Origin of the sequence: Actinomyces oris (genome assembly GCF_001553935.1) — a bacterium.
Lineage (GTDB): Bacteria > Actinomycetota > Actinomycetes > Actinomycetales > Actinomycetaceae > Actinomyces > Actinomyces oris_A.
Genome location: NZ_CP014232.1, coordinates 2,802,235 through 2,826,482, shown reverse-complemented (window position 1 = coordinate 2,826,482; position 24,248 = coordinate 2,802,235). Strand labels below are relative to the sequence as shown.

General features: G+C 67.7%; 15 protein-coding genes and 4 tRNA genes. 15 read left to right on the top strand and 4 right to left on the bottom strand.

Features of this window, described 5'->3' with window-relative positions; all coding sequences use genetic code 11:
• Positions 1-80: 80 nt before the first annotated feature.
• The 4 genes from coaE (at position 81) to AXE84_RS11365 (ending at position 7,040) form a co-directional block, all read left to right on the top strand.
• The gene (coaE, locus tag AXE84_RS11380; RefSeq protein ID WP_236750060.1) at positions 81-731 is read left to right on the top strand and encodes a dephospho-CoA kinase; all 651 of its coding nucleotides are present in this window, start codon (positions 81-83) and stop codon (positions 729-731) included.
• A 423-nt stretch (positions 732-1,154) separates the two neighbouring features.
• Positions 1,155-3,251, top strand: a complete 2,097-nt coding sequence (gene uvrB / locus AXE84_RS11375; protein WP_009406334.1) for an excinuclease ABC subunit UvrB — start codon at positions 1,155-1,157, stop codon at positions 3,249-3,251.
• A gap of 238 nt (positions 3,252-3,489) precedes the next feature.
• Positions 3,490-4,494, top strand: coding sequence for a TerC family protein (locus tag AXE84_RS11370; protein ID WP_060957951.1), 1,005 nt, complete (start codon positions 3,490-3,492; stop codon positions 4,492-4,494).
• A 56-nt stretch (positions 4,495-4,550) separates the two neighbouring features.
• Complete coding sequence (locus AXE84_RS11365; RefSeq protein ID WP_060957950.1) at positions 4,551-7,040, top strand: HAD-IC family P-type ATPase; 2,490 nt, start codon at positions 4,551-4,553, stop codon at positions 7,038-7,040.
• Positions 7,041-7,117: 77 nt separating this feature from the next.
• Here AXE84_RS11365 and AXE84_RS11360 read toward each other — a convergent pair whose 3' ends face one another.
• On the bottom strand, positions 7,118-7,402 hold the full coding sequence (locus AXE84_RS11360; RefSeq protein WP_060958264.1) for a YciI family protein: 285 nt from the start codon (positions 7,400-7,402) through the stop codon (positions 7,118-7,120).
• A 139-nt stretch (positions 7,403-7,541) separates the two neighbouring features.
• Between AXE84_RS11360 and uvrA the strand changes: the two genes are divergently transcribed.
• Positions 7,542-10,388 (top strand): excinuclease ABC subunit UvrA, encoded by a 2,847-nt coding sequence (uvrA, locus tag AXE84_RS11355; RefSeq protein WP_060957949.1) that lies wholly within the window; start codon positions 7,542-7,544, stop codon positions 10,386-10,388.
• A 49-nt stretch (positions 10,389-10,437) separates the two neighbouring features.
• On the opposite strand, the gene AXE84_RS11350 is transcribed toward uvrA, so the two are convergent.
• On the bottom strand, positions 10,438-13,134 hold the full coding sequence (locus AXE84_RS11350) for a DUF2339 domain-containing protein (RefSeq protein WP_060957948.1): 2,697 nt from the start codon (positions 13,132-13,134) through the stop codon (positions 10,438-10,440).
• Between the two features lie 208 nt (positions 13,135-13,342).
• On the opposite strand from AXE84_RS11350, the gene AXE84_RS11345 reads away from it, so the two are divergent.
• Complete coding sequence (locus AXE84_RS11345; protein WP_060957947.1) at positions 13,343-14,719, top strand: UTP--glucose-1-phosphate uridylyltransferase; 1,377 nt, start codon at positions 13,343-13,345, stop codon at positions 14,717-14,719.
• A 163-nt stretch (positions 14,720-14,882) separates the two neighbouring features.
• Here the strand turns inward: AXE84_RS11345 and AXE84_RS11340 are convergent.
• Positions 14,883-14,955 (bottom strand) — tRNA-Val (locus tag AXE84_RS11340).
• A 150-nt stretch (positions 14,956-15,105) separates the two neighbouring features.
• Between AXE84_RS11340 and AXE84_RS11335 the strand changes: the two genes are divergently transcribed.
• The 6 genes from AXE84_RS11335 (at position 15,106) to AXE84_RS11310 (ending at position 19,482) form a co-directional block, all read left to right on the top strand.
• Positions 15,106-15,178 (top strand) — tRNA-Gly (locus AXE84_RS11335).
• A 36-nt stretch (positions 15,179-15,214) separates the two neighbouring features.
• Positions 15,215-15,285 (top strand) — tRNA-Cys (locus tag AXE84_RS11330).
• 1 nt (position 15,286) lies between these two features.
• Positions 15,287-15,361, top strand: a tRNA-Val gene (locus tag AXE84_RS11325).
• 124 nt (positions 15,362-15,485) lie between these two features.
• Positions 15,486-17,642: an excinuclease ABC subunit UvrC gene (gene uvrC / locus AXE84_RS11320; RefSeq protein WP_060957946.1), complete on the top strand. Its 2,157-nt coding sequence runs from the start codon at positions 15,486-15,488 to the stop codon at positions 17,640-17,642.
• A 50-nt stretch (positions 17,643-17,692) separates the two neighbouring features.
• Positions 17,693-17,905 (top strand): TOBE domain-containing protein, encoded by a 213-nt coding sequence (locus tag AXE84_RS11315; RefSeq protein WP_060957945.1) that lies wholly within the window; start codon positions 17,693-17,695, stop codon positions 17,903-17,905.
• 119 nt (positions 17,906-18,024) lie between these two features.
• Positions 18,025-19,482 carry a glycoside hydrolase family 1 protein gene (locus tag AXE84_RS11310; RefSeq protein ID WP_060957944.1) on the top strand — a complete coding sequence of 486 codons (1,458 nt, stop codon included), beginning with the start codon at positions 18,025-18,027 and terminating at the stop codon, positions 19,480-19,482.
• A gap of 27 nt (positions 19,483-19,509) precedes the next feature.
• On the opposite strand, the gene purT is transcribed toward AXE84_RS11310, so the two are convergent.
• Positions 19,510-20,796, bottom strand: a complete 1,287-nt coding sequence (purT, locus tag AXE84_RS11305) for a formate-dependent phosphoribosylglycinamide formyltransferase (RefSeq protein ID WP_060957943.1) — start codon at positions 20,794-20,796, stop codon at positions 19,510-19,512.
• A gap of 120 nt (positions 20,797-20,916) precedes the next feature.
• Here purT and rapZ point away from each other — a divergent pair, with 120 nt between their 5' ends.
• From rapZ to whiA, 3 genes are all read left to right on the top strand, one after another.
• Complete coding sequence (gene rapZ, locus AXE84_RS11300; RefSeq protein WP_060957942.1) at positions 20,917-21,891, top strand: RNase adapter RapZ; 975 nt, start codon at positions 20,917-20,919, stop codon at positions 21,889-21,891.
• A 3-nt stretch (positions 21,892-21,894) separates the two neighbouring features.
• The gene (locus AXE84_RS11295; protein WP_004564946.1) at positions 21,895-22,905 is read left to right on the top strand and encodes a gluconeogenesis factor YvcK family protein; all 1,011 of its coding nucleotides are present in this window, start codon (positions 21,895-21,897) and stop codon (positions 22,903-22,905) included.
• A gap of 266 nt (positions 22,906-23,171) precedes the next feature.
• On the top strand, positions 23,172-24,152 hold the full coding sequence (whiA, locus tag AXE84_RS11290; RefSeq protein WP_004564945.1) for a DNA-binding protein WhiA: 981 nt from the start codon (positions 23,172-23,174) through the stop codon (positions 24,150-24,152).
• Positions 24,153-24,248 lie beyond the last annotated feature (96 nt).

Here is a 24,248-nt window from a genome sequence, read left to right as displayed (position 1 = left end):
GTCGCTGCCCGTACCGTTTGGTGTCGTCAGCATCGACGGCACGCTGGCCCGGCTCGGGCAGGTCACGGCATGATGGGACCATGCGCCACACACCTGTAGCCCGTTCCACTCGTCGTCCGAAGGACCGAGCCCTGCGCGTGGGGCTCACCGGTGGTATCGGCTCAGGCAAGTCCACAGTGGCCTGTCTGCTCAAGGAGCGCGGCGCGGTCGTGACCAGTGCCGACGAGGTCGCTCGCGATGTCGTCAGCCCGGGCAGTGACGGTCTTGCGGCAGTGGTGGCCGAGTTCGGGGAAGGGATCCTGGCTGCGGACGGCTCCCTGGACCGCGGTGCCCTGGGGCGGCTGGTCTTCTTCGACGACCTGCGTCGTGCGCGCCTGGAAGAGCTCCTCCTGCCCCTCATCGCAGCAGAGGCATGGGCTCGGATGGACACGGTTCCGGCTGGGCAGGTGGCGGTCTACGACGTTCCTCTCCTCGTCGAGGGACAGATGCAGGACCTGTTCGATCTTGTCGTCGTCGTCGAGGCCGAGCTCGAGGTGCGTCTGGAGCGGCTCGCTGCGCGGGGGATGACCCGTGACGAGGCGCTGGCCCGTATCGCCGTGCAGGCCACTGACAAGGAGCGTCGGGCCGTTGCCGACGTCATCGTGTCCAACTCCGGGGCGCTGGAGGACCTGCGCGCCGAGGTCGACAGACTATGGAGAACCCGGATCCTGGAGCCGGGAGCCACTGCCTGACGGCAGGGGAGACCTTCCCGTCGGTGGATACTGCGTTCACTCCTACAGTGGGGCGGAACCGAGAGGTAGAGCCGGAAGGCGGACTCAGCCCGAGCAGCTGTTGCGTCGAGAGGTGGTGCGGGCGGGGCCGAGGGCTCCGACGATGGTGGCGGAGACGGCGACGATGAAAGCCATGAAGGGTCCTTGGAGTCAGGGGATGAAGACAGGACGCAGAGGCGGGGTCCATGAGCATCCACATGAACGTGGAACGGGACGACCCGGCGTCCTGCGAGAACCACCGTAATAGGTGAACTCGATTGAAAGGTTCCTTCCCGGATACAAAGACGTATCTGTGTGGTGACGGCCGGATCGCAGGCTGATGAAGGAGGTGACTGCGCGGTCAGAGGTGTCCATGGTGTCGTTCGGACCGCGTAGCCTGAAGACATGCGTCCCGTTACCGAGCTCCAGCGCGCAGCCAAGCCCTTCGAGGTCATCAGCCCTTACTCGCCCAGCGGGGACCAGCCCACGGCGATCGCCGAGCTGACCGAGCGTCTGCGGGCGGGGGAGAAGGACATCGTCCTGCTTGGCGCCACGGGAACCGGCAAGTCCGCGACGACCGCCTGGCTCGTCGAGCAGGTCCAGCGCCCCACCCTCATCCTGGAGCCGAACAAGACCCTGGCCGCCCAGATGGCCGCCGAGTTCCGTGAGCTGCTGCCGAACAACGCGGTGGAGTACTTCGTCTCCTACTACGACTACTACCAGCCCGAGGCCTACGTCCCGCAGACGGACACCTTCATCGAGAAGGACTCCTCCATCAATGACGAGGTCGAGCGCCTGCGCCACAGCGCCACCAACTCCCTGCTCACCCGCCGGGACGTCGTCGTGGTCTCCTCGGTCTCCTGCATCTACGGCCTGGGCACCCCCCAGGAGTACGTGGACCGGATGACGCCCCTGGAGGTGGGCCAGCAGATCGACCGGGACGATCTCCTGCGGCGCTTCGTGACGATGCAGTACACCCGCAACGACATCGACTTCACCCGGGGCACCTTCCGCGTGCGTGGCGACACGGTGGAGATCATCCCGATGTACGAGGAGCTCGCCATCCGCATCGAGTTCTTCGGGGACGAGATCGAGGCCCTGGCCACGCTGCACCCCGTGACCGGGGACGTCATCGACACTGTCGAGCAGGTCTTCGTCTTCCCCGCCTCCCATTACGTGGCCGGCCCCGAACGCATGCAGAAGGCCATCGAGGGCATTGAGGCCGAGCTCGCCGAGCGTCTGGCCCAGCTCGAGCACGACGGCCGTCTCCTGGAGGCCCAGCGCCTGCGCATGCGCACCACCTACGACCTGGAGATGCTTCAGCAGATCGGCATGTGCTCGGGGATCGAGAACTACTCGCTGCACATCGACGGGCGCGAGACCGGTACCCCGCCCAACACGCTCCTGGACTACTTCCCCGAGGATTTCCTCCTCGTCATCGACGAGTCCCACGTGACCGTCCCCCAGATCGGCGCCATGCACGAGGGGGACGCCTCCCGCAAGCGCACCCTGGTCGAGCATGGATTCCGTCTGCCCTCCGCACTGGACAACCGCCCCCTGACCTTCGCCGAGTTCGAGGACCGCGTCGGTCAGACCGTCTACCTGTCGGCCACCCCGGGCGACTACGAGACCCAGCGCTCCGACGGTGTCGTCGAGCAGATCATCCGCCCCACGGGACTGGTGGACCCCAAGGTCGTCGTCAAGCCCACGCAGGGACAGATCGACGACCTGCTCGAGGAGGTGCGCACCCGCGTCGAGCGCCAGGAGCGGATCCTGGTGACCACCCTGACCAAGCGCATGGCCGAGGACCTGACCACCTACCTCGCCGAGAGGGGTGTGCGCGTGGAGTACCTCCACTCCGACGTCGACACGCTGCGGCGCGTCGAGCTCCTGCGCGAGCTGAGGTTGGGGCGCTTCGACGTGCTCGTGGGCATCAACCTGCTGCGTGAGGGCCTGGACCTGCCGGAGGTCTCGCTCGTGTCCATCCTGGACGCGGACAAGGAGGGCTTCCTGCGCTCGACCCGCTCCCTGGTGCAGACCATCGGACGTGCCGCCCGCAACGTCTCCGGCGAGGTCCACATGTACGCCGACACCATCACCCCGGCCATGGCTGAGGCCATCGAGGAGACTGAGCGCCGCCGCACCAAGCAGTTGGCCTACAACGCCGAGCACGGCATCGATCCCCAGCCGCTGCGCAAGAAGATCGCCGACGTCACCGACATGCTCGCCCGCGAGGACGTCGACACCGCCGACCTTCTGGCCGGCGGCTACCGGGGCCACGAGGACTCATCGGTGCGGGCCCGGCGCAAGCACGCCGCCGAGGCCACGGTGCGCGAGAAGCTCGCCGGCGCGGCACAGGGCGACCTCGCCGAGCTCATCAACGAGCTCACCCAGCAGATGCACGCCGCCGCCGAGGACCTCCACTTCGAGCTCGCCGCCCGGCTGCGCGACGAGATCCAGGACCTCAAGAAGGAGCTGCGCGCCATGCGGGCCGCCGACTGATCTCACAGCCATGAGTGACTCGGCGTGGCTACGTCGAGAGGAAGCATCCCGTTAGACTCTCAGGCGTTATACACGGAGGGGAGTACTCCCAACCAACGGCGACGTCGTCATCACGGCGGTGCGGGCACCCATCAGTCCTGCGTTCCCGGCGTCGCGGCCAGAGCGGTACATGCCTTGAGCGCCTGTGCACGTGGCGGGAGGAGACCTCCGGTACCAGTTCCGTACCGGAGGAGAACACGTGGACGTCCACATCCTGGGGTGGATCGGCCTGGCGGCCATCATCCTGACCCTCATCGTGATCGACATCGTCGGTCACGTGCGCACCCCCCACGAGCCCACCATGAAGGAGGCCGCCGTCTGGTCAGTGGCCTATATCGGCATGGCCCTGGTCTTCGGCGGCATCGTCTGGTTCGTGTGGGGCGGGGGCTTCGCCCAGGAGTACCTGGCCGGCTACATCACCGAGAAGGCGCTGAGCATCGACAACCTCTTCGTCTTCGTCATCATGATGTCCTCCTTCAAGGTGCCCCGGAAGTACCAGCAGGAGGTGCTCCTCGCCGGCATCGTCATCGCCCTTGTTCTCCGGCTCATCTTCATCCTCGCTGGCGCCGCGCTCATCGAGAACTTCTCCTGGGTGTTCTACTTCTTCGGGGCCTGGCTCCTGTGGACCGCTTTCTCCCAGGCCCGGGAGGGCGTCCAGGAGCCCGACGACGATGACGAGGAGTACAGGCCCAGCGGCTTCGTCAAGCTCGTCGCCCGCGTCATCCCCATGACCGACGGCTTCGTGGGCGGCAAGGTCATTCACCGCCACGCCGGGCGCACCATGATTACTCCCATGATGCTGTGCATCATTGCCATCGGTACCGCCGATGTCATGTTCGCCGTCGACTCCATCCCCGCGATCTACTCCCTGACCAGCGAGCCCTTCCTGGTCTTCTCCGCGAACGCCTTCTCCCTGCTGGGCCTGCGCCAGCTCTACTTCCTCATTGACGGGCTGCTCGACCGACTCGTCTACCTCCACTACGGCCTGGCGGTCATTCTTGGCTTCATCGGCTTCAAGCTCATCGTTCACGCCCTGCACACCAATGAGGTCCCCTTCATCAACGGGGGCCAGGAGTGGCACGCCATCCCCGAGGCGTCGATCGGAGTGTCCCTGAGCGTCATCATCAGCACCGTCCTGGTCACGGTCATCGCCTCGGTCCTCAAGTCGCGGGCAGATGCCCGGCGCGTGGAGGCGGCATCCTGAGGTCTCGGCCCCCAGGAGGAGGGGCACTCTTTGACCGATTCACTACTGTGTGACGTGTGAGCACCACGCATCCCCCTGAGTCCTCGGTCAGCGGGCTCAGCGCCGCCCAGGTCGCCGAGCGCGTCAGCACCGGACGGACCAACGAGTACCGCGAGCGGACCTCCCGCAGCGCCGCGCAGATTCTGCGAGCCAATGTCTTCACGATCTTCAACGGCATCCTCGGCGCCGCACTGGTGCTTGTCCTGGCGCTGGGGCACTGGGCGGATGCGCTGTTCGGTTTCGTCCTTGTGCTCAACACCGCCACCGGAACCCTGGCGGAGATCCGCGCCAAGCGTGCCCTGGACCGTCTGTCCGTGCTGGAGACTCCCCGCGCCATCGTCGTCAGGGATGGGGCCGAGACCGAGGTGGCCGTCGGCCAGGTCGTTCTCGATGACGTCGTACGGCTCGCAGCCGGCCAGCAGGTGCCGGCCGACGGGGAGGTTATGGCCAGCGACGGCCTGGAGATCGATGAGTCGATCCTCACCGGCGAGTCCCGGCCGGTGCGCCCCGTGAGTGGAGCGAAGGTCATGTCCGGGACCACGGTGACGGCCGGGACTGGGCTGTTCCGCACCACCGCAGTCGGCGGGAACGCCTACGCCCACCGGCTGGCCCGGGAGGCCCGCAAGTACTCACTCGTCGTCAGCGAGCTGCAGGCCGGGACCAACCGGGTGCTGCACTGGATCAGCTGGGTCATCGTGCCCGTGGCTCTGGTCCTGGTGTGGTCCCAGCTGCGGTTGAGCGGAAGCGTCGGCGAGGCCTGGAGCAGCGGCGCCTGGCGCCACGCGGTCGTCGCCGGCATCGCGGGCGTGGTCAGCATGGTGCCCCAGGGTCTGGTGCTCCTGACCTCGGTCAACTTCGCCACCGCCTCCCTGGCCCTTGCCAGGCGTAACGTCCTGGTTCAGGAGCTGCCCGCCGTCGAGGTCCTGGCCCGGGTCGACACCCTGTGCCTGGACAAGACCGGCACCATCACCACTGGCCGCATCCGCCTCGGTGAGATCCAGGGGCCCGACGGCGGTGAGGCTCCTCCCGAGGTGCTCTCGGCGCTCGCACTTCTCAGTACGGTGGGGGAGGCCAATGCCACCGCCGACGCCATCAGGGACGGGCTCGCTGATTCCGAGTGGCTCGGTGCACAAGGACTTCAAGAGGCGCTGTCGTCAGCCGGCGCCGGCAGCAGGGCCGGTGTGGAGTCAGTGCCCTTCTCCTCGCGCCGCAAGTGGTCCGCGGTTCGCGACAGCTTCGGCACAACCTGGGTGCTCGGCGCCCCCGAGATCGTCCTGGCCGGATACAACGCGTCAGTGCTGGATCGTGCCCGTCAGATCGCCGCGCAGGGGATGCGCGTCGTGGCCCTGGCCCGCTCGCGCTCGCCCTGGACCTTGGCTCCGGGGGAGGAGGACCCGCGGCTTCCCGATGATCTTGAGGCCGCAGGGGTCGTGATCCTCACCGAGGAGATCCGCCCCGACGCCGCGGAGACCCTGGCCTACTTCCGCCAGCAGGGGGTCGACGCCAAGGTCATCTCCGGGGACAGCCCCGAGACGGTGACCGCGGTCGCCCGTCAGGCCGGAGTCACCGCACCCGACGGCGGCGAGCTCGTCGTCCTGGACGCACGTACCCTGCCTGCCGGAGCGGGTAGCGGGCAGGAGACGGAGGAGGACCTGGAGCGCCTGGCCGACGCGGTTGAGCGCGCCAGTGTCCTAGGACGCGTCACGCCCGAACAGAAACGGGCACTGGTGCGGGCGATGAAGTCCCGAGGGCACGTCGTCGCGATGACCGGGGACGGCGTCAACGACGCCCTGGCGCTCAAGGACGCCGACCTCGGCATCGCCATGGGCAACGGAGCGCCGGCGACCAAGGCGGTGGCGCGCCTGGTGCTGCTCAAGGGAGAGTTCTCGGCCCTTCCCGGGGTCGTGGCTCAGGGGCGCCGCGTCATGGCCAACACCGAGCGCATCGCCTCGCTGTTCCTGGCCAAGACCATCTACGCCTCGCTCATCGCCGTCGTCGTGTCGGCCATGGCGGTCGCTTACCCGTTCCTGCCCCGCCAGTTCACGGTCGTCTCCTCACTGACGATCGGGATCCCCGCCTTCGTCCTGGCCCTGGCCCCCAGCAACCAGCGCTACCGGGAGGGCTTTCTCGGGCGGGTGCTCAGCCTGTGCGTACCGGCCGGGCTCATGGCGGGCACCGTTACGCTGTCCACCTACCTCTGGTTGACGCTCACCCACGCCCCGCGCGCCCAGGTGACCACGGCGACGACCCTGGTCCTCATCACCTGCGGGCTGTGGCTGCTCACGCTCACTGCCAGACCATTGACGAGCTGGCGACTGGGGCTGGTCGCTCTCATGGGGACGATCGCGGTCCTCGGCGTCGTCGCCCCACCGGTGCGCGCCTTCTTCCTGCTGGCCTGGCCCACCCCTGGGGTGTGGTGGGTCATCGCGCTCATGGCGGGCCTGGCCGTTGGCGGCATTGAGCTGGTCCACCTGGTGCGACGCCGGATCGTGGGCGACCGCGGCTAAGAGCCGTGCCCCGTGGTCAGGGACTGGGGTCACCGGCCGCGCGTGAAGGCCGGTGCCTCAGCCAGAGGCAGACTGGATCAGGCCAGGACCCCGATGACGGGGTTCCACTCGCGTGGAATGCGCTCAGAGATGAAGCCGGCCTGCTGGAAAGGATCGTCCTCGAGGAGGGCCAGTGCACCGGCCTCGTCCTCGGCCCGCACGACGATGAGGGCATCGTGGGTGCCCACATAGGGGCCGGCGGCCAGCAGCCGGCCCTCGTCGGCCAGGCGGCCGTTGAAAGCGCGGTGCGAGGGACGGACAGCGGCCATCTCCTCGTCCTTGTCAGTGACGTAGTGGTACTCGACGGCGTAGATCTTGCTCATGGCCTCAGCATAGGGGTGCTCGCTCCGACCGTGGTGAGAACCCGGGAGCACGGTCATTCTTCCGGTGTCCTGGCCATGAGACACGTCGAACACATGTGCGACGCACGGGATGTGCGCTCACCCCTTAGACTCGAATCCCGTGAACGACTCTCTCATCATCCGTGGGGCCCGCGAGCACAATCTCAAGGGCGTCGACCTGGACCTGCCGCGCGACACGATGATCGTCTTCACCGGACTGTCGGGCTCGGGCAAGTCCTCCCTCGCCTTCGACACGATCTTCGCCGAGGGGCAGCGCCGCTACGTGGAGTCCCTGTCCTCCTACGCCCGTCAGTTCCTCGGGCAGATGGACAAACCCGACGTCGAGCTCATCGAGGGCCTGAGCCCGGCGGTGTCCATCGACCAGAAGTCCACCTCGCGCAACCCCCGGTCCACGGTGGGCACCGTGACAGAGATCTACGACTACCTGCGTCTGCTCTACGCGCGGGCCGGCATCCAGCACTGCCCGGTCTGTGACGCCGTCATCTCCTCCCAGACCCCGCAGCAGATCGTGGACCAGGTCCGCGCCCTGCCCGAGGGCACTCGCTTCCAGGTTCTCGCCCCGGTGGTGCGGGGCCGCAAGGGCGAGTACTCCGAGCTCTTCACCGAGTTGCGCGGACGCGGCTTCAACCGGGTGCGCGTCGACGGCGCCGCCGAGCGCCTCGACAACCCCCCGACCCTCAACAAGCGCCTCAAGCACGACATCGAGGTCATTGTCGACCGCCTCGTCGTCCGCGAGGGTATTCGTCAGCGCCTCACCGACTCCGTCGAGACAGCACTGGGGCTGGCGGAGGGCCTGGTCATTATTGAGCTGGTCGATCTACCCGAGGACGACCCCCACCGGGAGCGGCGCTACTCTGAGAAGCGCGCCTGCCCCAACGAGCACCCCCTGGCCCTGGACGAGATGGAGCCCCGCACCTTCTCCTTCAACGCCCCCTACGGCGCCTGCCCCGCCTGCACCGGAATCGGCACCCGGCTCGAGGTGGACCCCGAGCTCGTCGTCCCCGACGAGGAGCTCACCCTGGCCGAGGGCGCCGTCGCCCCCTGGTCGAGCCACCAGAAGTACTTCACCCGCCAGCTTGAGGCCCTGGGCAAGGAGCTCTCCTTCGACGTCGACACCCCCTGGCGCGCCCTGCCTGCGCGGGCTCGTGAGGCGATCCTGCGAGGTAAGGACTACGAGGTCAAGGTCACCTACCGCAACCGCTGGGGGCGTGAACGCATCTACTCCACCGGATTCGAGGGCGTGCTCGACTACGTCATGCGCAAGCACGACGAGACTGAGTCCGACTGGTCCCGGGAGCGCTACCAGGCCTACATGCGTGAGATCCCCTGCCCCGTCTGCGACGGAGCCCGCCTCAAGCCCGAGGTGCTGGCCGTGCGCGTGGGCGAGCTGTCCATCGCTCAGCTGTGCGAGCTTCCGATCAACGAGGCCCGCGACTTCCTGGCCGACCTCAACCTGACCGGCCAGGCCGCCCAGATCGCCGGAAGCGTCCTGACCGAGATCAACGCGCGCCTCGGCTTCCTTGTGGACGTGGGGCTGGACTACCTCAGCCTGGCCCGTGGTGCGGCCACGCTCTCCGGGGGCGAGGCCCAGCGCATCCGCCTGGCCACCCAGATCGGCTCAGGCCTAGTGGGCGTCCTCTACGTCCTGGACGAGCCCAGTATCGGCCTGCACCAGCGCGACAACACCCGACTCATCGAGACCCTCCAGCGGCTGCGGGACCTGGGCAACACACTCATCGTCGTCGAGCATGACGAGGACACGATCCGCTCGGCCGACTGGATCGTCGACATCGGGCCCGGAGCCGGTGAGCTGGGCGGTGAGGTCGTCTACTCCGGCGACGTCGCGGGCCTGACCGGAGCCGAGGGTTCCATCACCGGTGACTACCTGGCACGGCGGCGTGAGATCGAGATCCCCGCTACTCGGCGCAAGCGGGATAAGAACCGTGAGGTCACCGTCGTCGGAGCCCGGGAGAACAACCTCAAGGACGTCACCGTCTCCTTCCCGCTTGGCGTGCTCACCGCCGTCACGGGTGTATCCGGGTCGGGGAAGTCCTCCCTGGTCAACTCCATCCTCTACCAGGTGCTTGCCAACCGCCTTAACCGCGCCCGCGGCGTACCCGGCAGACACAAGACGGTGCGAGGCGTGGAGCACCTGGACAAGGTGGTCCACGTGGACCAGTCGCCGATCGGACGTACCCCTCGGTCCAATCCCGCCACCTACACCGGCGTGTGGGACCACATCCGCAAGATCTTCGCGGCCGTGCCCGAGTCGAAGGTGCGCGGCTACGGACCCGGGCGTTTCTCCTTCAACGTCAAGGGCGGACGCTGCGAGTCCTGCAAGGGCGACGGCACGCTCAAGATCGAGATGAACTTCCTGCCCGACGTCTACGTCCCCTGCGAGGTCTGCCACGGCGCCCGCTACAACCGGGAGACCCTGGAGATCCGTTACAAGGACAAGACGGTCGCCGACGTCCTGGACATGACCATCCACCAGGCGGCCGAGTTCTTCTCCGCCTCCTCCGTCATCTCCCGCCACCTCAACACCCTGGTCGAAGTGGGACTGGGGTACGTGCGCCTGGGGCAGTCAGCCACCACTCTTTCCGGCGGTGAGGCCCAGCGCGTCAAGCTCGCCACCGAGCTGCAGCGCCGCTCCACCGGTCGCACCATCTACGTCCTGGATGAACCGACCACCGGGCTGCACTTCGAGGACATCCGTAAGCTGCTTGGGGTGCTTCAGGGACTGGTGGACAAGGGCAACTCCGTGGTCGTCATCGAGCACAACCTCGACGTCATCGCCAACGCCGACTGGGTCATCGACATGGGCCCAGAGGGCGGCAAGGGCGGGGGAACCGTCGTCGTGGCCGGAACCCCGGAGAAGGTCGCGGCCACCGAGGCGTCCTACACCGGTCAGTTCTTGGCCCCGGTGCTGGAGGCCGGCCGCGGCTGACTCCTCGGTCCGGCTTAGCCGGACGGCTCGACGTCGGTCCTCGCCGCTCTCAGATGCTTCCGGGCCCCATGGGGGCCTGGTTGCTCTCGCGACGCTGCTCCTGCGCGAAGCGGTTGTAGAGCAGGGAGAGAACAAAGCAGACGACGCCCGCGGCCGCCAGCGAGATGACTCGAATGATCGAGTTCTGCGAGGCCACGTCCACAACAGCGAGCTTGAGCACGGACAGGAGTACCAGGGTCAGTCCGTAGTGGCGCAGGATCGTCAGGCGTGTCCTGAAGCCGAGGACGATGCAGGCCCCACCAGTCAGCAGCACCAGCACTGACATGAGGACTGAGCCCGGACCGATCTCGGTGGCCACCATGACTGAGAACCACATGAGCAACGAGTTGCCGATCGCAAGGCTCAGGCACACCTCAGCACTCCGTCGCCAGGGAAGTAGGAGCCACGTGGCGCTGGCTCCCAGCCCCAGAGCGACGGCGACCAGCAGCAGCGTCCATATCGTCTTGGAGGTGGCCTCAGCCCACGAGAGCGTCATCAGTGCCAGCACGGCCACCATCCCCGAGATGATCCAGGACGGTGCCGGTGCTCCCGTCTGCCTCCCTGTCGGATCGGGCAGAGCCTCGCCGTGGGGACCCACCCGGTAACGGGCTCCTCGGCACTGTCCACTGAGCACTCGCAGAGGCGTGGCGCCACTGGAGACCGCCCCCAGCGCGATGAGTGCGATCGTCACCAGACCCGGAACCATGCGCAGGCCCGCCCAGGGACCACGGAAGCCCTCCACGAGGCCGGAGCCCAGGAACGGAACGACGACTGCGATATTGAAGGCCACTGTCGCCAGAGCCGCTCGCAGGGCCAGCGCCCGTGCTTGAACGTGCGACAGCGCGGCATACGAGGCTGGGGGCGGAGAGCTGTGCGTGACTCGGTCACCGAGCCCTTCGGCCACGACGACCATGAGCACCGAGATCACCACGGAGATGATGAGAGACCAGACGTCGCCGCGGGAGTGAACAGAGCCCGGGGCCATGAGAATCGGCACAGTCCCGAGAAGGGCCAGGATCGGGGCCGGTTCTGCTCTTGCGTTCAAGATCGCCGGAAGCAGGCACAGCAGCGCAGCGACGACGACGAAGAGATGGACTCGGGGGTCGCCGATGATCGTCATCCCAATCAGCGCGAGGGGGAAGAACGCAACTTCGTGTCCAAGCGCCATGGTACTGCGCCAATCAGTGGGGCAGCAGGGCGGGAGTGTCGCAAGTGCCGCTGCGGCCAGCAGGAGGAGCTCGAGGAGGAAGGTGATGACGACGACGCTGTGTGCCAGGTGGAGACTCGTCTGCTCCGTCATCAGGTTTCCGAACTCCAGCATGAGGACCACCGCCGTCGGACCCCAGTCCCAGCCCGAGGTCTTGATCCCGATGCTCCACAGCCGCGTGCTCGCGAGCATCGTCTGAGACACCAGCAGCACGCATAGGATGAGAATGACGCTGGTGCCGCCGATGGTGGAGACGCGCAGCATCGACCGGATCGGTGCGGCGATGAGGGCTGTCGCCGTTGCCACCATCGATGTCACCGGATACCAGGCGGCCAGCCTCATCCGCTCCGTGTGACGGGACAGGACCACGCAGGTCAGTGCCAGCACCGTGACGTAGATACCGATCATCAGCCACGTGATGAGTGCGGCCTGAGGCTGACGCGCCACGTGACTGACTGCGAACCCGATGGTCACCAGGGCGCCGAGGGTGGAGACGACCGCGGTGAACAGCACCCGCGTCATGTGTGACACGGCCAGGAGCACGAGGCCCCAGCAAGCCATCAGGGCCAGGGCGGGCTCTGGGCTGAGCATTCCACCGAGAAGAACGGCTCCCACGATGGCGACGAAACCGAGTCCCCCACCGGTTCCCGTGATCGTCGCCGCGGCAACACGATGACGGGGATGACTGACCCCCAGGCGTGCCCCGCAGGCCGTCATTGTGACCGCGATGAGTGCCAGTCCCAGGATCTTGACCGGGTTGGGAATGTAGTCCCAGACGAGAGCCAGCAGACTGACCCCGGCCGACAGGACGAGCACCGCTGCGGCACCGGAGAGCAGATAGCGTCCGAGGTTGCCCTCCTGCATTGCCCGCTGGGCCCAGCCGGGGACCGCCTCGGCCTCAGCGCCGTGTGCCTGAACGAACTCGCCAGGTCCCACCTGACTGGCCCCCTGCATATGTGGGGTGCTGTCCGCCGCGGGTGCATGCTGCACTGGAGTCGAACTCGCCTGGGCCGCGAAGGATCGCGCGGGATCCACGGGGGCGGGGGCCTGGTAGAGCTGGGCTCGGGGCATCTCAAGCTGGGAGGCTCGGGGGGTGTCCGAGGTCGGGGGCTTCGTGGGGTAGGTGTCCTGGTCCGCAGGGAGGGCCTCATCGACCGGGGCCTGAACAGGGGACTCGTTGAGACGCTGCCAGGAGTGCTCCGAGGCGGACCTCGTCTGCGGGGAAATCGCGGGCGGAGTCGTTTCCGGATGTGAGGTGGCGCTGGTGGGTGAGGAGCCGGCGTGGTGCTCGTCAGCGCCGTCGGCGGCGATGTTCGAGGCGACAGCTGGGCTGCTGCTCCTCGTCGTGGCGGGGGAGTCGCTGCTCTCCTGCATTGGGGTGGCGGAGGAGTAGGTCAGCCAGGTGACGCGCTCCGCGAGCCAGTCGATCTTCCTCTCGATGAGGTCCAGTCGCTGTAGGACCAGGGCGACATTCGGCCCGACAGTGGGCGGCATAGACATGACGGTTCTCCTCGTCACTCGGTGCGCGGCGGTGAGCACGTGTCACTCAACCGGTTCATCTGAGAGTAAGGGGGAGTCGTCGATGTCGTGAAGGGGGTACAAGTGCCCTGTGGATAACTCGAAAATGAGGAGAGGCCTATTCATTCAAGAACGAACAAAGTCGAACAAAGTTACACAATAGCGGTCAGGCTGGGATAGGCTGGGTGGCATGAGCGAGAACGGACTCACTTCATCCCAGCACAAGATGCGCGACGCCGGTGTCGCAGAGCAGGCCATCACGGTTTTCACCCACTACTACCAGTCCCTGGAGGCGGGGGCCACCGGACTCATCCCCGAGGAGACCATCGAGCCCCTCACGCAGATCGACTCCCTGGCTGACGTCGAGGTCAGCGAGGAGCAGGCACGCGAGGCGCTGAGCAAGACGGTCCTCATCCGGCTCAACGGGGGGCTGGGCACCTCGATGGGCCTGGATCGCGCCAAGTCCCTCCTGCCGGTCCGTGATGGCAAGACCTTCCTGGACCTGCTGGTCGATCAGGTCCTGGCGGCGCGTCGACGCTATGGCGTGAGCCTGCCGCTGATCCTCATGAACTCCTTCCGCACCCGCGAGGACTCCCTTGAGGTGCTGGCCGGGCACCCCGAGATCCAGGTCGATGGCCTGCCCCTGGACTTCCTGCAGAACCGCGAGCCCAAGCTGCGCGCCGACGATCTGACTCCCGTGGAGTGGGAGGCCGACCCCGAGCTCGAGTGGTGCCCCCCGGGCCACGGCGACATCTACACCGCCCTGCTTGCCTCCGGGCTGCTGGACGCCCTCCTGGACAAGGGCTACCGGTACGCCATGACTGCCAACTCCGACAACCTCGGTGCGGCGCCCTCGGCCAGGATTGCTGGCTGGTTCGCCGCCTCCGGCGCCCCTTACGCCCCGGAGATGTGCCGGCGCACACCGGCCGATGTCAAAGGCGGGCACCTGGCTGTACGTAAGAGCGACGGGCGCATCATCCTGCGTGACACAGCGCAGACCCCCGAGGACCAGATGCACTACTTCACCGACCAGTTCCGCCACCCCTTCTTCCACACGAACAACCTCTGGTTCGATCTCAAGGTGCTGCGCGAAACCCTGGTTGAGCGAGGTGGGATCCTCGGGCTTCCGCTCATCAGGAACAGCAAGACGGTGGACCCCGCCGACTCCTCCTCAACGCCGGTCATCCAGCTTGAGACGGCCATGGGTGCCGCCGTCGAGGCCTTCGAGGGCGCCACTGCCATCGAGGTGCCGCGCTCCCGCTTCCTGCCGGTCAAGACCACCAACGACCTGCTGCTGGTGCGCTCGGACGTCTATGAGGTCGACGACGACGGGCTGCTGCAGATGGTCCCGGACCAGGCCTGCACCGTGAGTCTCGACCCGCGCTTCTACAAGAAGATCCAGGACTTCGAGGCCCGGTTCCCAAACGGTGTCCCCTCCATCAAGGACGCGCAGTCGCTGACGGTGGAGGGCGACTGGACCTTCGGTGCCGACGTCGTCGCCACCGGTGAGGCGCGCGTGGAAGCGGAGGGCTCGCCCGGAAGAATCGCCGACGGCAGCCGTATCTGAATGAGCCGATGATCGCGACCCTGCTGGTCGCGGCTGGTTACGGCCGGTCGCTTCGCGGTGGTGCCGGACACTCAGTCATGAGGTCCGGCACCACTTCGCGGAGCGGAAAAGAAAAAACGCTTGCCCTCGCAAGGAGGGCAAGCGTGAGCAATCTGCTATCCGGTGGGCGATACTGGAATCGAACCAGTGACCTCCTCGGTGTGAACGAGGCGCTCTAACCCCTGAGCCAATCGCCCGGTGCGGCGCTAACCATAGCCAGCCTGGTGCCCCCGGAGCAAACGGCTGCCCGGTGAGGTGAATCACCGCAATGCCATTTGCCTGCCACTGCGATCCTGGTGCTATGGTTTTCCAGCACCGAGCGGTTCGGACGAACCGTGAGGATTCATGCGGATGTGGCTCAGTTGGTAGAGCATCACCTTGCCAAGGTGAGGGTCGCGGGTTCGAGTCCCGTCATCCGCTCCGAGGAGCCGGGAGCGCCCAGCCCCAGCATCTCATGGTGGGTTGGCCGAGAGGTTAGGCACCGGCCTGCAAAGCCGTTTACACCGGTTCGAATCCGGTACCCACCTCGGGCGATTGGCGCAGCGGGAGCGCGCTTCCCTGACACGGAAGAGGTCACTGGTTCGATCCCAGTATCGCCCACCAACATGACGAAGGATCCGAGCCCTACCGGCTCGGGTCCTTCGTTGTTCTCGGGCTGGGTGCACCGGCGGCCGGCTGCCGGGCCGCGGGTCGTGGACGAGGATGATGGGCGTCTACGCTTGCGGGCATGGCCGACCCTTCGACGTACCGTCCTGCCCCGGGCGAGATCCCCACGTCCCCGGGGGTCTACCGGTTCCTGGACGGGCAGGGACGGGTCATCTACGTCGGCAAGGCCAAGAACCTGCGTCAGCGCCTGTCCAACTACTTCCAGGACCTCGCCGCACTGCACCCGCGCACCCAGAAGATGGTCACCACCGCATGCGCGGTGGAATGGACGGTCGTGTCCACCGAGGTGGAGTCCCTGGCCCTGGAGTACTCCTGGATCAAGGAGTTCAACCCCCGTTTCAACGTCATGTACAAGGACGACAAGTCCTACCCCTACCTGGCGGTGACGATGGGGGAGACCTACCCCCGCGTCCAGGTGGTCCGCGGGGCCCGCAAACCGGGAACCCGCTACTTCGGTCCCTTCGTTCAGGCCTGGTCCATCCGCGAGACCGTCGAGCAGCTGCTGCGGGTCTTCCCGGTGCGTTCCTGCTCCGCCGGTGTCTTCCGCCGCGCCCAGGCCTCGGGGCGCCCCTGCCTGCTGGGATACATCGACAAGTGCTCGGCCCCCTGCGTGGGCCGCATCAGCCCGCAGGACCATCGGGCGCTGGCTGAGGACTTCTGCGCCTTCATGGCCGGTCGCACCGGCCCCTACCTGCGCCAGGTCGAGGCTGAGATGAAGGCGGCTGCCGCCGCCCTCGACTTCGAGAAGGCCGCCCGCCTGCGTGACGACGCCGCCGCACTGCGCAAAGTCATCGAGGGCAACGCCGTCGTCCTTCCCGACGCGACCGACGCCGACGTCTTTGCCCTGGTCCGCGACGAGCTCGAGGCCGCCGTCCAGGTCTTCCACGTCCGCGGCGGCCGGGTGCGCGGGCAGCGCGGCTGGGTCGTGGACCTCATCGACGACGCCGGGGACGCCGAGCTCATCGAGCGCCTCCTGGAGCAGGTCTACGCCTCCCTCGTTGATCCGGCCGACGCCGGCGCCGTCCACCACAGCGGTGCCCCCACCTCCTCGGGCACCACCACCTCCGTCGGGGTGGGGGAGCGCGCTCCCTCCAGCCCTCAGCCCCGCAGCGGCACCCTCGGCTCCAACGGTGACGCCTCCCGGCGCAAGGGAGAGTCGGCGGCCACGAGCGTCGACGACGTCGCCCACACCGCCACCACGGCGGTGCCCAAGGAGATCCTGGTTCCCGAGCTGCCCAGCAATGCCGCCACCGTGCGAACCTGGTTGGCCGGCCTGCGCGGAGCGAAGGTTGACCTGCGCGTCCCGCAGCGCGGCGACAAGGCCGCCCTCATGGAGACGGTGCGCAAGAACGCGCAGGAGGCTCTGCGGCTGCACAAGACCCGTCGGGCGGGGGATCTCACCCAGCGCGCCCTCGCCCTCGATGAGCTCGCCGAGGCCCTCGATCTGCCCGAGGCGCCCCTGCGCGTCGAGTGCTACGACATCTCCCACACCCAGGGCACCTACCAGGTCGGCTCCATGGTCGTCTTCGAGGACGGTGCGCCCCGCAAGTCCGACTACCGACGCTTCACTGTGCGCGGCCAGGACGGCAGCGGCGCCGCTGACGACACCGCCGCCATGCACGAGGTCCTCACCCGCCGGTTCAAACGCCTCATCGCTGAGCAGGGGCGCGGTGAGGCCGCTGCTCGGGCTGCGCAGGAGATCGAGGATGTCGAGGGCATTGCCGTCGTCTCCGGGCCCATCGATCCCGAGACCGGCAAGACCCGGCGCTTCTCCTACGCGCCCGGGCTGGTCGTCGTCGACGGCGGTCTGCCGCAGGTCAATGCCGCGCGCACCGTGCTCGATGAGCTCGGCATCGACGTGCCGCTCATCGGCCTGGCCAAGCGCCTGGAGGAGGTGTGGGTGCCGGGGGAGGAGTTCCCCGTTATCCTGCCGCGCACGTCGCCCGCCCTCTACCTGCTTCAGCACCTGCGCGACGAGTCCCACCGCTTCGCCATCACCCACCACCGCAAGAAGCGCTCGGCCGGCATGACCCGCTCCGTCCTGGATGGTATCCCCGGCCTGGGACCGGCGCGTCAGGCGGCCCTCCTGCGGGAGTTCGGCTCAGTCACGCGCATCCGGCAGGCCGATGTGGATGACATCACCCGAGTCAAGGGCATCGGACCGGCTCTGGCGGGTACGATTCTGGCTCACCTCAACAGTCCAGGTACTGAACAGTAGTGTGAATTCGTGACGTGCTGGACTGACGCCAACTCGAAAGGACACCCCGTATGAGGATCTCCGCCCGCAACCAGCTGCCCGGCACCGTCGTCTCCATCGAGAAGGGCGCCGTCAACGGCGTCGTCAAGATCGAGGTCGCCCCCGGCGTCATCATCACCTCCTCCATCACCAACGCCGCCATCGAGGAGCTCGAGCTGACAGAGGGTAAGCAGGCGGTTGCCGTCGTCAAGGCCTCCTCGGTCATGGTGGGCCTCCAGGACTGAGGTCGGACGCCGCCATGAGGCGCAGGTAGGCCTCCGTCAGCGCGATCTGATCGTGGCGGTCACTGGCCCGGAACCTTCTGAAACCTGCACCTGACAGAACACACGGAGGATGAGGAGCCATGACCACACCATCGCCCGACCCTGACCTGCGCTTCCCCGGCGGCTTCCTGTGGGGCGGAGCCACCGCCGCCAACCAGATCGAGGGCGCCTACGACGAGGACGGCAAGGGCCTGTCCGTCCAGGACGTCATGCCCCGGGGCATCCTGGCCCCGCCCACCCAGGCCCCCACGCCGGACAACCTCAAGCTCAAGGCCATTGACTTCTACCACCGTTACGCCGAGGACATCTCTCTGATGGCGGAGATGGGCTTCAAGGTCTTCCGCTTCTCCATCGCCTGGAGCCGCATCTTCCCGCTCGGTGACGAGACCGAGCCCAACGAGGAGGGGCTGGCCTTCTACGACCGGGTCCTCGACGAGCTCGAGAAGTACGGCATCGAGCCGCTGGTCACCATCAGCCACTACGAGACCCCGCTGCACCTGTCCCGTACCTACGACGGCTGGACCGACCGTCGCCTCATCGGCTTCTTCGAGCGCTACGCCCGCACCCTGTTCGAGCGCTACGGCGAGCGGGTCAGGTACTGGCTCACCTTCAACGAGATCAACTCCGTCCTCCACGAGCCCTTCCTGTCCGGCGGCATCGCCACCCCCAAGGACAGGCTCAGCGAGCAGGACCTCTACCAGGCCATCCATCACGAGCTCGTCGCCTCCGCGGCCGCCACGAGGATCGCCCACGAGGTCAACCCCGATATCCGGGTCGGCTGCATGATCCTGGCCGTGCCCACCTACCCGCTCACCCCCGATCCCCGTGACGTCTGGGCGGCCAAGCAGGCCGAGCGCGCCAACTACGCCTTCGGGGACCTCCACGTGCGCGGCGAGTACCCCGGCTACCTGCTGCGTTCCCTGCGAGACAAGGGCATCAAGCTGGAGATCACCGAGGAGGACCGCGCGCTGCTGCGGGAGCACACCGTCGACTTCGTCTCCTTCTCCTACTACATGTCCGTGTGCGAGACCGTTACCCGGCCGGCCGAGGCCGGCCGGGGCAACCTTATGGGCGGCGTTCCCAATCCCACCCTCGAGGCCTCCGAGTGGGGGTGGCAGATCGACCCGGCGGGCCTGCGCACCATCCTCAACGACTACTGGGACCGCTGGGGTAAGCCCCTGTTCATTGTCGAGAACGGTCTGGGAGCCAAGGATGTTCTCGTTGACGGCCCCAACGGCCCCACGGTTGAGGACGACTACCGCATCGCCTACATGAACGACCACCTGGTCCAGGTCGCCCAGGCCATCGCCGACGGCGTCGAGGTCCTGGGCTACACCTCCTGGGGCTGCATCGACCTGGTCTCGGCCTCCACCGCCCAGATGTCCAAGCGCTACGGCTTCATCTACGTGGACCGCGACGACGACGGCAGCGGCACCCTGGCCCGCTACCGTAAGAAGTCCTTCGGCTGGTACCGCGACGTCATCGCCTCCAACGGCGCCCGCCTCGTACCTGCGGCGCAGAAACCGCCACGGGGATAGGTGCTGAGACGGCGTGGCCCGGGTGGCTCAGACGCTGGGACGGATCGCCTGGGCGGCGGACCGCGCCCGATCTCGGGCGACCTGCACGTCGTCGGCGTAGGCCACGACAACGCCCAGGCGCCGACCCTCGTGAGCCACCGGCTTGCCGAAGAGTCGCAGATCCGCGCCCTCATGAGCGAGCGCCTCATCAAGACCCGCGAAACGCACGCCCTCACCCGGCGCGGACTCTCCCGTCGCTTTGATGGTCACCGAGGCGCCGGGGGAGCGCAGCGCGGTGTCGACGGGCAGCCCCAGCAGGGCGCGGGCGTGCAGCTCGAACTCGCTCAGGCGCTGGCTCGCCAGTGTCACCAGGCCGGTGTCATGGGGGCGCGGGGAGACCTCGGAGAAGAGAACCTCCTCCCCGCAGATGAACAGCTCCACCCCGAACAGGCCCCAGCCGCCCAGCGCCGCGGTCACGCGCTCGGCCACCTGCTGGGCCCGTTCCAGGGCCACCGGGCTCAGGGGCTGCGGCTGCCAGGACTCCACATAGTCCCCGTCGACCTGCCGGTGCCCGATCGGCTCGCAGAAGCTCGTCACCGTCTCCCCGGTGCCGGGATGACGCCAGCGCACCGTGAGCAGCGTGATCTCGGTGTCGAAACGCACGAATCCCTCCACGATGACCCGGCCTCGGTCCACGCGCCCGTCGGCCGCCGCGTAGCGCCAGGCCGCCTCCAGGTCCTGCGGCCCGCGTACCACGGACTGGCCGTGCCCGGATGAGGACATGACCGGTTTGACCACACACGGAAAGCCCACTTGCTGAGCACCTGCGCGCAGCTCGTCTAAGGACGAGGCGAAGGCGTAGGGACTGGTCGCCAGCCCCAGCTCCTCAGCCGCCAGGCGTCGGATGCCCTCACGATTCATCGTCAGCTGCACTGCACGGGCGGTCGGTACCACCTGCACCTCGCCGGCGCTCTCCAGCGCCGCCAGGGCGTCGGTGGCCAGCGCCTCGATCTCCGGGATCACGACGGCGGCACCGCTGGCGCGGATGGCGGCCGTCAGCGCCTCGGGGTCGCTCATGTCCACCGTCATGGCGTTGTGCGCCACCTGCTGGGCCGGAGCCCCCTCATAGCGGTCGATCGCCGTGACCTCCACCCCCAGGCGGGTCAGAGCGATCGCCACCTCCTTGCCGATCTCACCGGCGCCCAGCAGCGCCACCTTCGTTGCGCTGCTGGTCCAGGGCGTACCCAGCACTGGGGCGGTGGGCCGACGCATCGGCGTCTCCTGAGGCGTGAACTGGCATGAGAGAGCCTGGTCGGACATGGGGGAGGAGCTCATGGGGCCTCCTGGTGTCTGGCGCCGGGAACCGGCGGCAGTGAGTACTGGCAACGATGAAACGCTACCGGTAAACCGGCGTCGGCGACGGGTGGAGCGAGCTGGACGTGCGATGCTTGGTGCATGCATGACGAGCGCCGCCCTCAGTCCTCCTCCGGCAAGCGCCAGCGGCTTCAGGACACGGTTCCCATTGAGATCCCCGCCCTCGATGAGGCGACTCCTCCGGTTCCCCCGGCGGAACGCCCCGAGATGATTATTGTCACGGGTATGTCCGGGGCGGGGCGCTCGCGCGCGGCCAACGCGCTGGAGGACCTCGACTGGTACGTCGTGGATAACCTGCCGCCCCAGCTGCTGCCGGCTCTGTCGGGAATGATGACGACGGTCGGCGCCGGTGTGCACCGGCTGGCCGCGGTGGTCGATGTGCGCAGTCGCGAGTTCTTCTCCCACTTCATGGACTATCTGCGCAAGGTCCGCAACAACGGCACCGACGTGAGGCTCATCTTCCTGGATGCCTCCGACGCCGTGCTGGTCAGACGCTTTGAGTCCTCTCGCCGACCCCACCCGTTGCAGGGCAGTGGCTCCGTCCTGGACGGGATTGAGCACGAGCGCACTCTCCTGGGGGGTTTGCGGGGCGTGGCCGACAGCGTCATCGACACCTCCAACTACTCCGTCCACGACCTCGCCCGGCGGGTGCGCGAGCTCGTGGCGCACGAGTCCGACCTGGCCCTGCGTATCAACGTCATGTCCTTCGGGTTCAAGTACGGCATTCCCCTGGACGCCGACCACGTTCTGGACGTGCGCTTCATTCCCAACCCCTACTGGGTCTCCGAGCTGCGCCACCTCACCGGACGTGACGCTCCGGTGGCCGACTACGTCTTCGCCCAGAAGGGGGCGGCGGCCTTCGTCGACGGCTACGCCGACCTGCTCATCCCCGCGCTCCCGCAGTACGTCGATGAGCTCAAGCCCCACGTCACCCTGGCTGTGGGCTGCACCGGCGGTAAGCACCGTTCCGTGGCCTCGGCGGAGCGGCTCGGGGCCAGGTTGAGGCGCGGGGGCTTCGAGGTCGTTGTCCAGCACCGCGATCTGGGACGGGAGTAGGCAGTGGGAACCACGATCGATGCGGCGGGCTGGCCCCGCCGCGGTGAGGAGGGACCCGCCGTCGTCGCCCTGGGAGGCGGGCACGGACTGTCCGCCACGCTGCGGGCGCTGCGCCACGTCACCCACCGGCTCACCGCTGTCGTCACCGTCGCCGACGACGGAGGCTCCTCGGGACGCCTGCGCCGAGAGTTCGACTGTCTGCCGCCAGGAGACCTGAGAATGGCGCTGGCATCGCTCTGCGAGGACTCCGAGTGGGGCCTGACCTGGCGAGACGTGCTCCAGCACCGCTTCGAGGGGCAGGGCGAGCTCGACAATCACGCCCTGGGGAACCTGCTCATCCTGGCGCTGTGGCAGCTGCTGGGGGACGAAGTTGCCGGGCTCGACTGGGTGGGGCGCCTGCTGACGATCCACGGCCGCGTCGTTCCCATGTCCTCCTCACCCCTGGTCATTGAGGCCGACATCGTCTCCGGGGGGAGTCGACGCCGGGTCAGTGGTCAGGTGGCAGTGGCCTCGGCCCGCGGACGTCTGGAGAACGTGGGGATGGTTCCTCAGGACGCCGAGGCCCACCCCGAGGCGCTGCGCGCCATCGATGAGGCCGAATGGGTGGTCCTGGGGCCCGGCTCCTGGTACACCTCGGTGCTACCGCACCTCATCCTGCCGTCCATGCGCCGCGCGCTGGTGAACACCTCGGCCCGCAAGGTCGTGGTCCTCAACCTCTCCGCTCAGCAGGGCGAGACCGACGGGATGACCAGTGCCGATCATCTTCGGGTCCTGAGCCAGTACGCGCCCGACCTGCGCCTGGACGTGGTGCTGGCCGACCCCTCCACCGTTGAGGACGTCGAGGATCTTGCAGCGGTGGCCGCCGCCATGGGGGCCACCGTCGTCCTGCGCCAGGTGCGCACCGGCGAGGCCCTGTGCCACCACGATCCGCTTCGCCTGGCAGCCGCCTTCCGGGACGCCTTCGAGGGGGCTCTGGGGGACGTCACCGATCTCAGTGGACGTGATGACATGTGATGCTGGACTCATTGAAGAGTCCCGCTGTGCATGATCGTTCATAATTCTCGGCGGCCACTTCCAGCCGCCTGCCGGGTGCTGCGGCTAAAAATTCTCCATTGATACGCCTCGGGAGCCGTATGACATCGCCCTGACGTCTTGAGTCGCTTCGCCCGCGCATGTTCGAGCTGCGCCTCGCCAGCACCCGGGACGCCCTGGCAACGGCCGCAGCGTCAACCATGTTTGCCAGTCCCGAATCACGAACCCCGACCACGAGGAGCCCGCCCATGTCGCTGACGGTCACCGTCAAGGATGAGCTCGCGCTCGTCGCTACTGAGAACGCCGCCCAACGACGGGCGGAGGTCTCCGCGATGCTGCGCTTCGCCGGAGGGCTCCATATCGTCTCCGGACGCATCGTCGTCGAGGCCGAGCTCGATCACGGCGGAGCGGTGCGGCGCCTGCACCAGCACCTCAAGGAGCTCTACGGGATGGAGCCCGAGGTCATGGTGGTTCAGGGCGGTTCCCTGCACCGAGGGTCCCGCTACGTGCTGCGAGTGACCAAGCGCGGCAAGGACCTGGCCCGGCTGTCCGGGCTGGTCGACGACCGGGGCCGGCCGGTGCGGGGCATGCCGGTGTCCGTCATTCAAGGAGGGCGCAACGCCGCCGCTGCCGCCTGGCGTGGAGCCTTCCTGGCCCGCGGATCCCTGACCGAGCCCGGCCGGTCCTCCTCCTTGGAGGTCACCTGTCCCGGCTCCGAGGCCGCACTGGCCCTGGTCGGGGCCGCGCGGCGCTTCGACATCTCCGCCAAGGCCCGAGAGGTGCGCGGGGCCGACCGCGTCGTCGTTCGCGACGGTGAGGCCATCGGTGTTCTCCTGGAGCGGATGGGGGCGCCGGAGGCCTTCAAGGTGTGGGCCGAGCGCCGATCTCGGCGCGAGTCCCGGGGGACCGCCAACCGCCTGGCCAACTTCGACGACGCCAACCTGCGCCGTTCGGCCCGCGCCGCCGTCGCCTCGGGTGCCCGCGTCGAGCGAGCCTTCGAGATCCTGGGGGACGATGTCCCCGCCCACCTGCTTCAGGCCGGTCGCCTGCGCATCGCGCACAAGCAGGCATCCCTGGAGGAGCTTGGGCAGCTCTCCGACCCACAGCTGACCAAGGACGCCGTCGCTGGACGTATCCGCCGCCTCCTGGCCATGGCGGACAAGCAGGCCCACGAGCTGGGCATCCCCGACACGGAGTCGGTTCTCACCCAGGAGATGCTCGAGCCCTGAGGTGAGATGGGACCTCGGTCCTTGCCTTGGGGGCGCCTGATGGTCTTTGGTCCCCTCGGTTTGGCTTGTGCATCACAGTGTTCGCCCGTGGCGTGG

Excerpts from the sequence above, each read along its gene's own strand:
- coaE (WP_236750060.1), top strand. The coding sequence starts at position 81 with ATGCGCCACACACCTGTAGCCCGTTCCACTCGTCGTCCGAAGGACCGA.
- uvrB (WP_009406334.1), top strand. The coding sequence starts at position 1,155 with ATGCGTCCCGTTACCGAGCTCCAGCGCGCAGCCAAGCCCTTCGAGGTC.
- AXE84_RS11360 (WP_060958264.1), bottom strand. The coding sequence starts at position 7,402 with ATGAGCAAGATCTACGCCGTCGAGTACCACTACGTCACTGACAAGGAC.
- AXE84_RS11350 (WP_060957948.1), bottom strand. The coding sequence starts at position 13,134 with ATGTCTATGCCGCCCACTGTCGGGCCGAATGTCGCCCTGGTCCTACAG.
- AXE84_RS11345 (WP_060957947.1), top strand. The coding sequence starts at position 13,343 with ATGAGCGAGAACGGACTCACTTCATCCCAGCACAAGATGCGCGACGCC.
- uvrC (WP_060957946.1), top strand. The coding sequence starts at position 15,486 with ATGGCCGACCCTTCGACGTACCGTCCTGCCCCGGGCGAGATCCCCACG.
- AXE84_RS11315 (WP_060957945.1), top strand. The coding sequence starts at position 17,693 with ATGAGGATCTCCGCCCGCAACCAGCTGCCCGGCACCGTCGTCTCCATC.
- AXE84_RS11310 (WP_060957944.1), top strand. The coding sequence starts at position 18,025 with ATGACCACACCATCGCCCGACCCTGACCTGCGCTTCCCCGGCGGCTTC.
- purT (WP_060957943.1), bottom strand. The coding sequence starts at position 20,796 with ATGAGCTCCTCCCCCATGTCCGACCAGGCTCTCTCATGCCAGTTCACG.
- rapZ (WP_060957942.1), top strand. The coding sequence starts at position 20,917 with ATGCATGACGAGCGCCGCCCTCAGTCCTCCTCCGGCAAGCGCCAGCGG.
- whiA (WP_004564945.1), top strand. The coding sequence starts at position 23,172 with ATGTCGCTGACGGTCACCGTCAAGGATGAGCTCGCGCTCGTCGCTACT.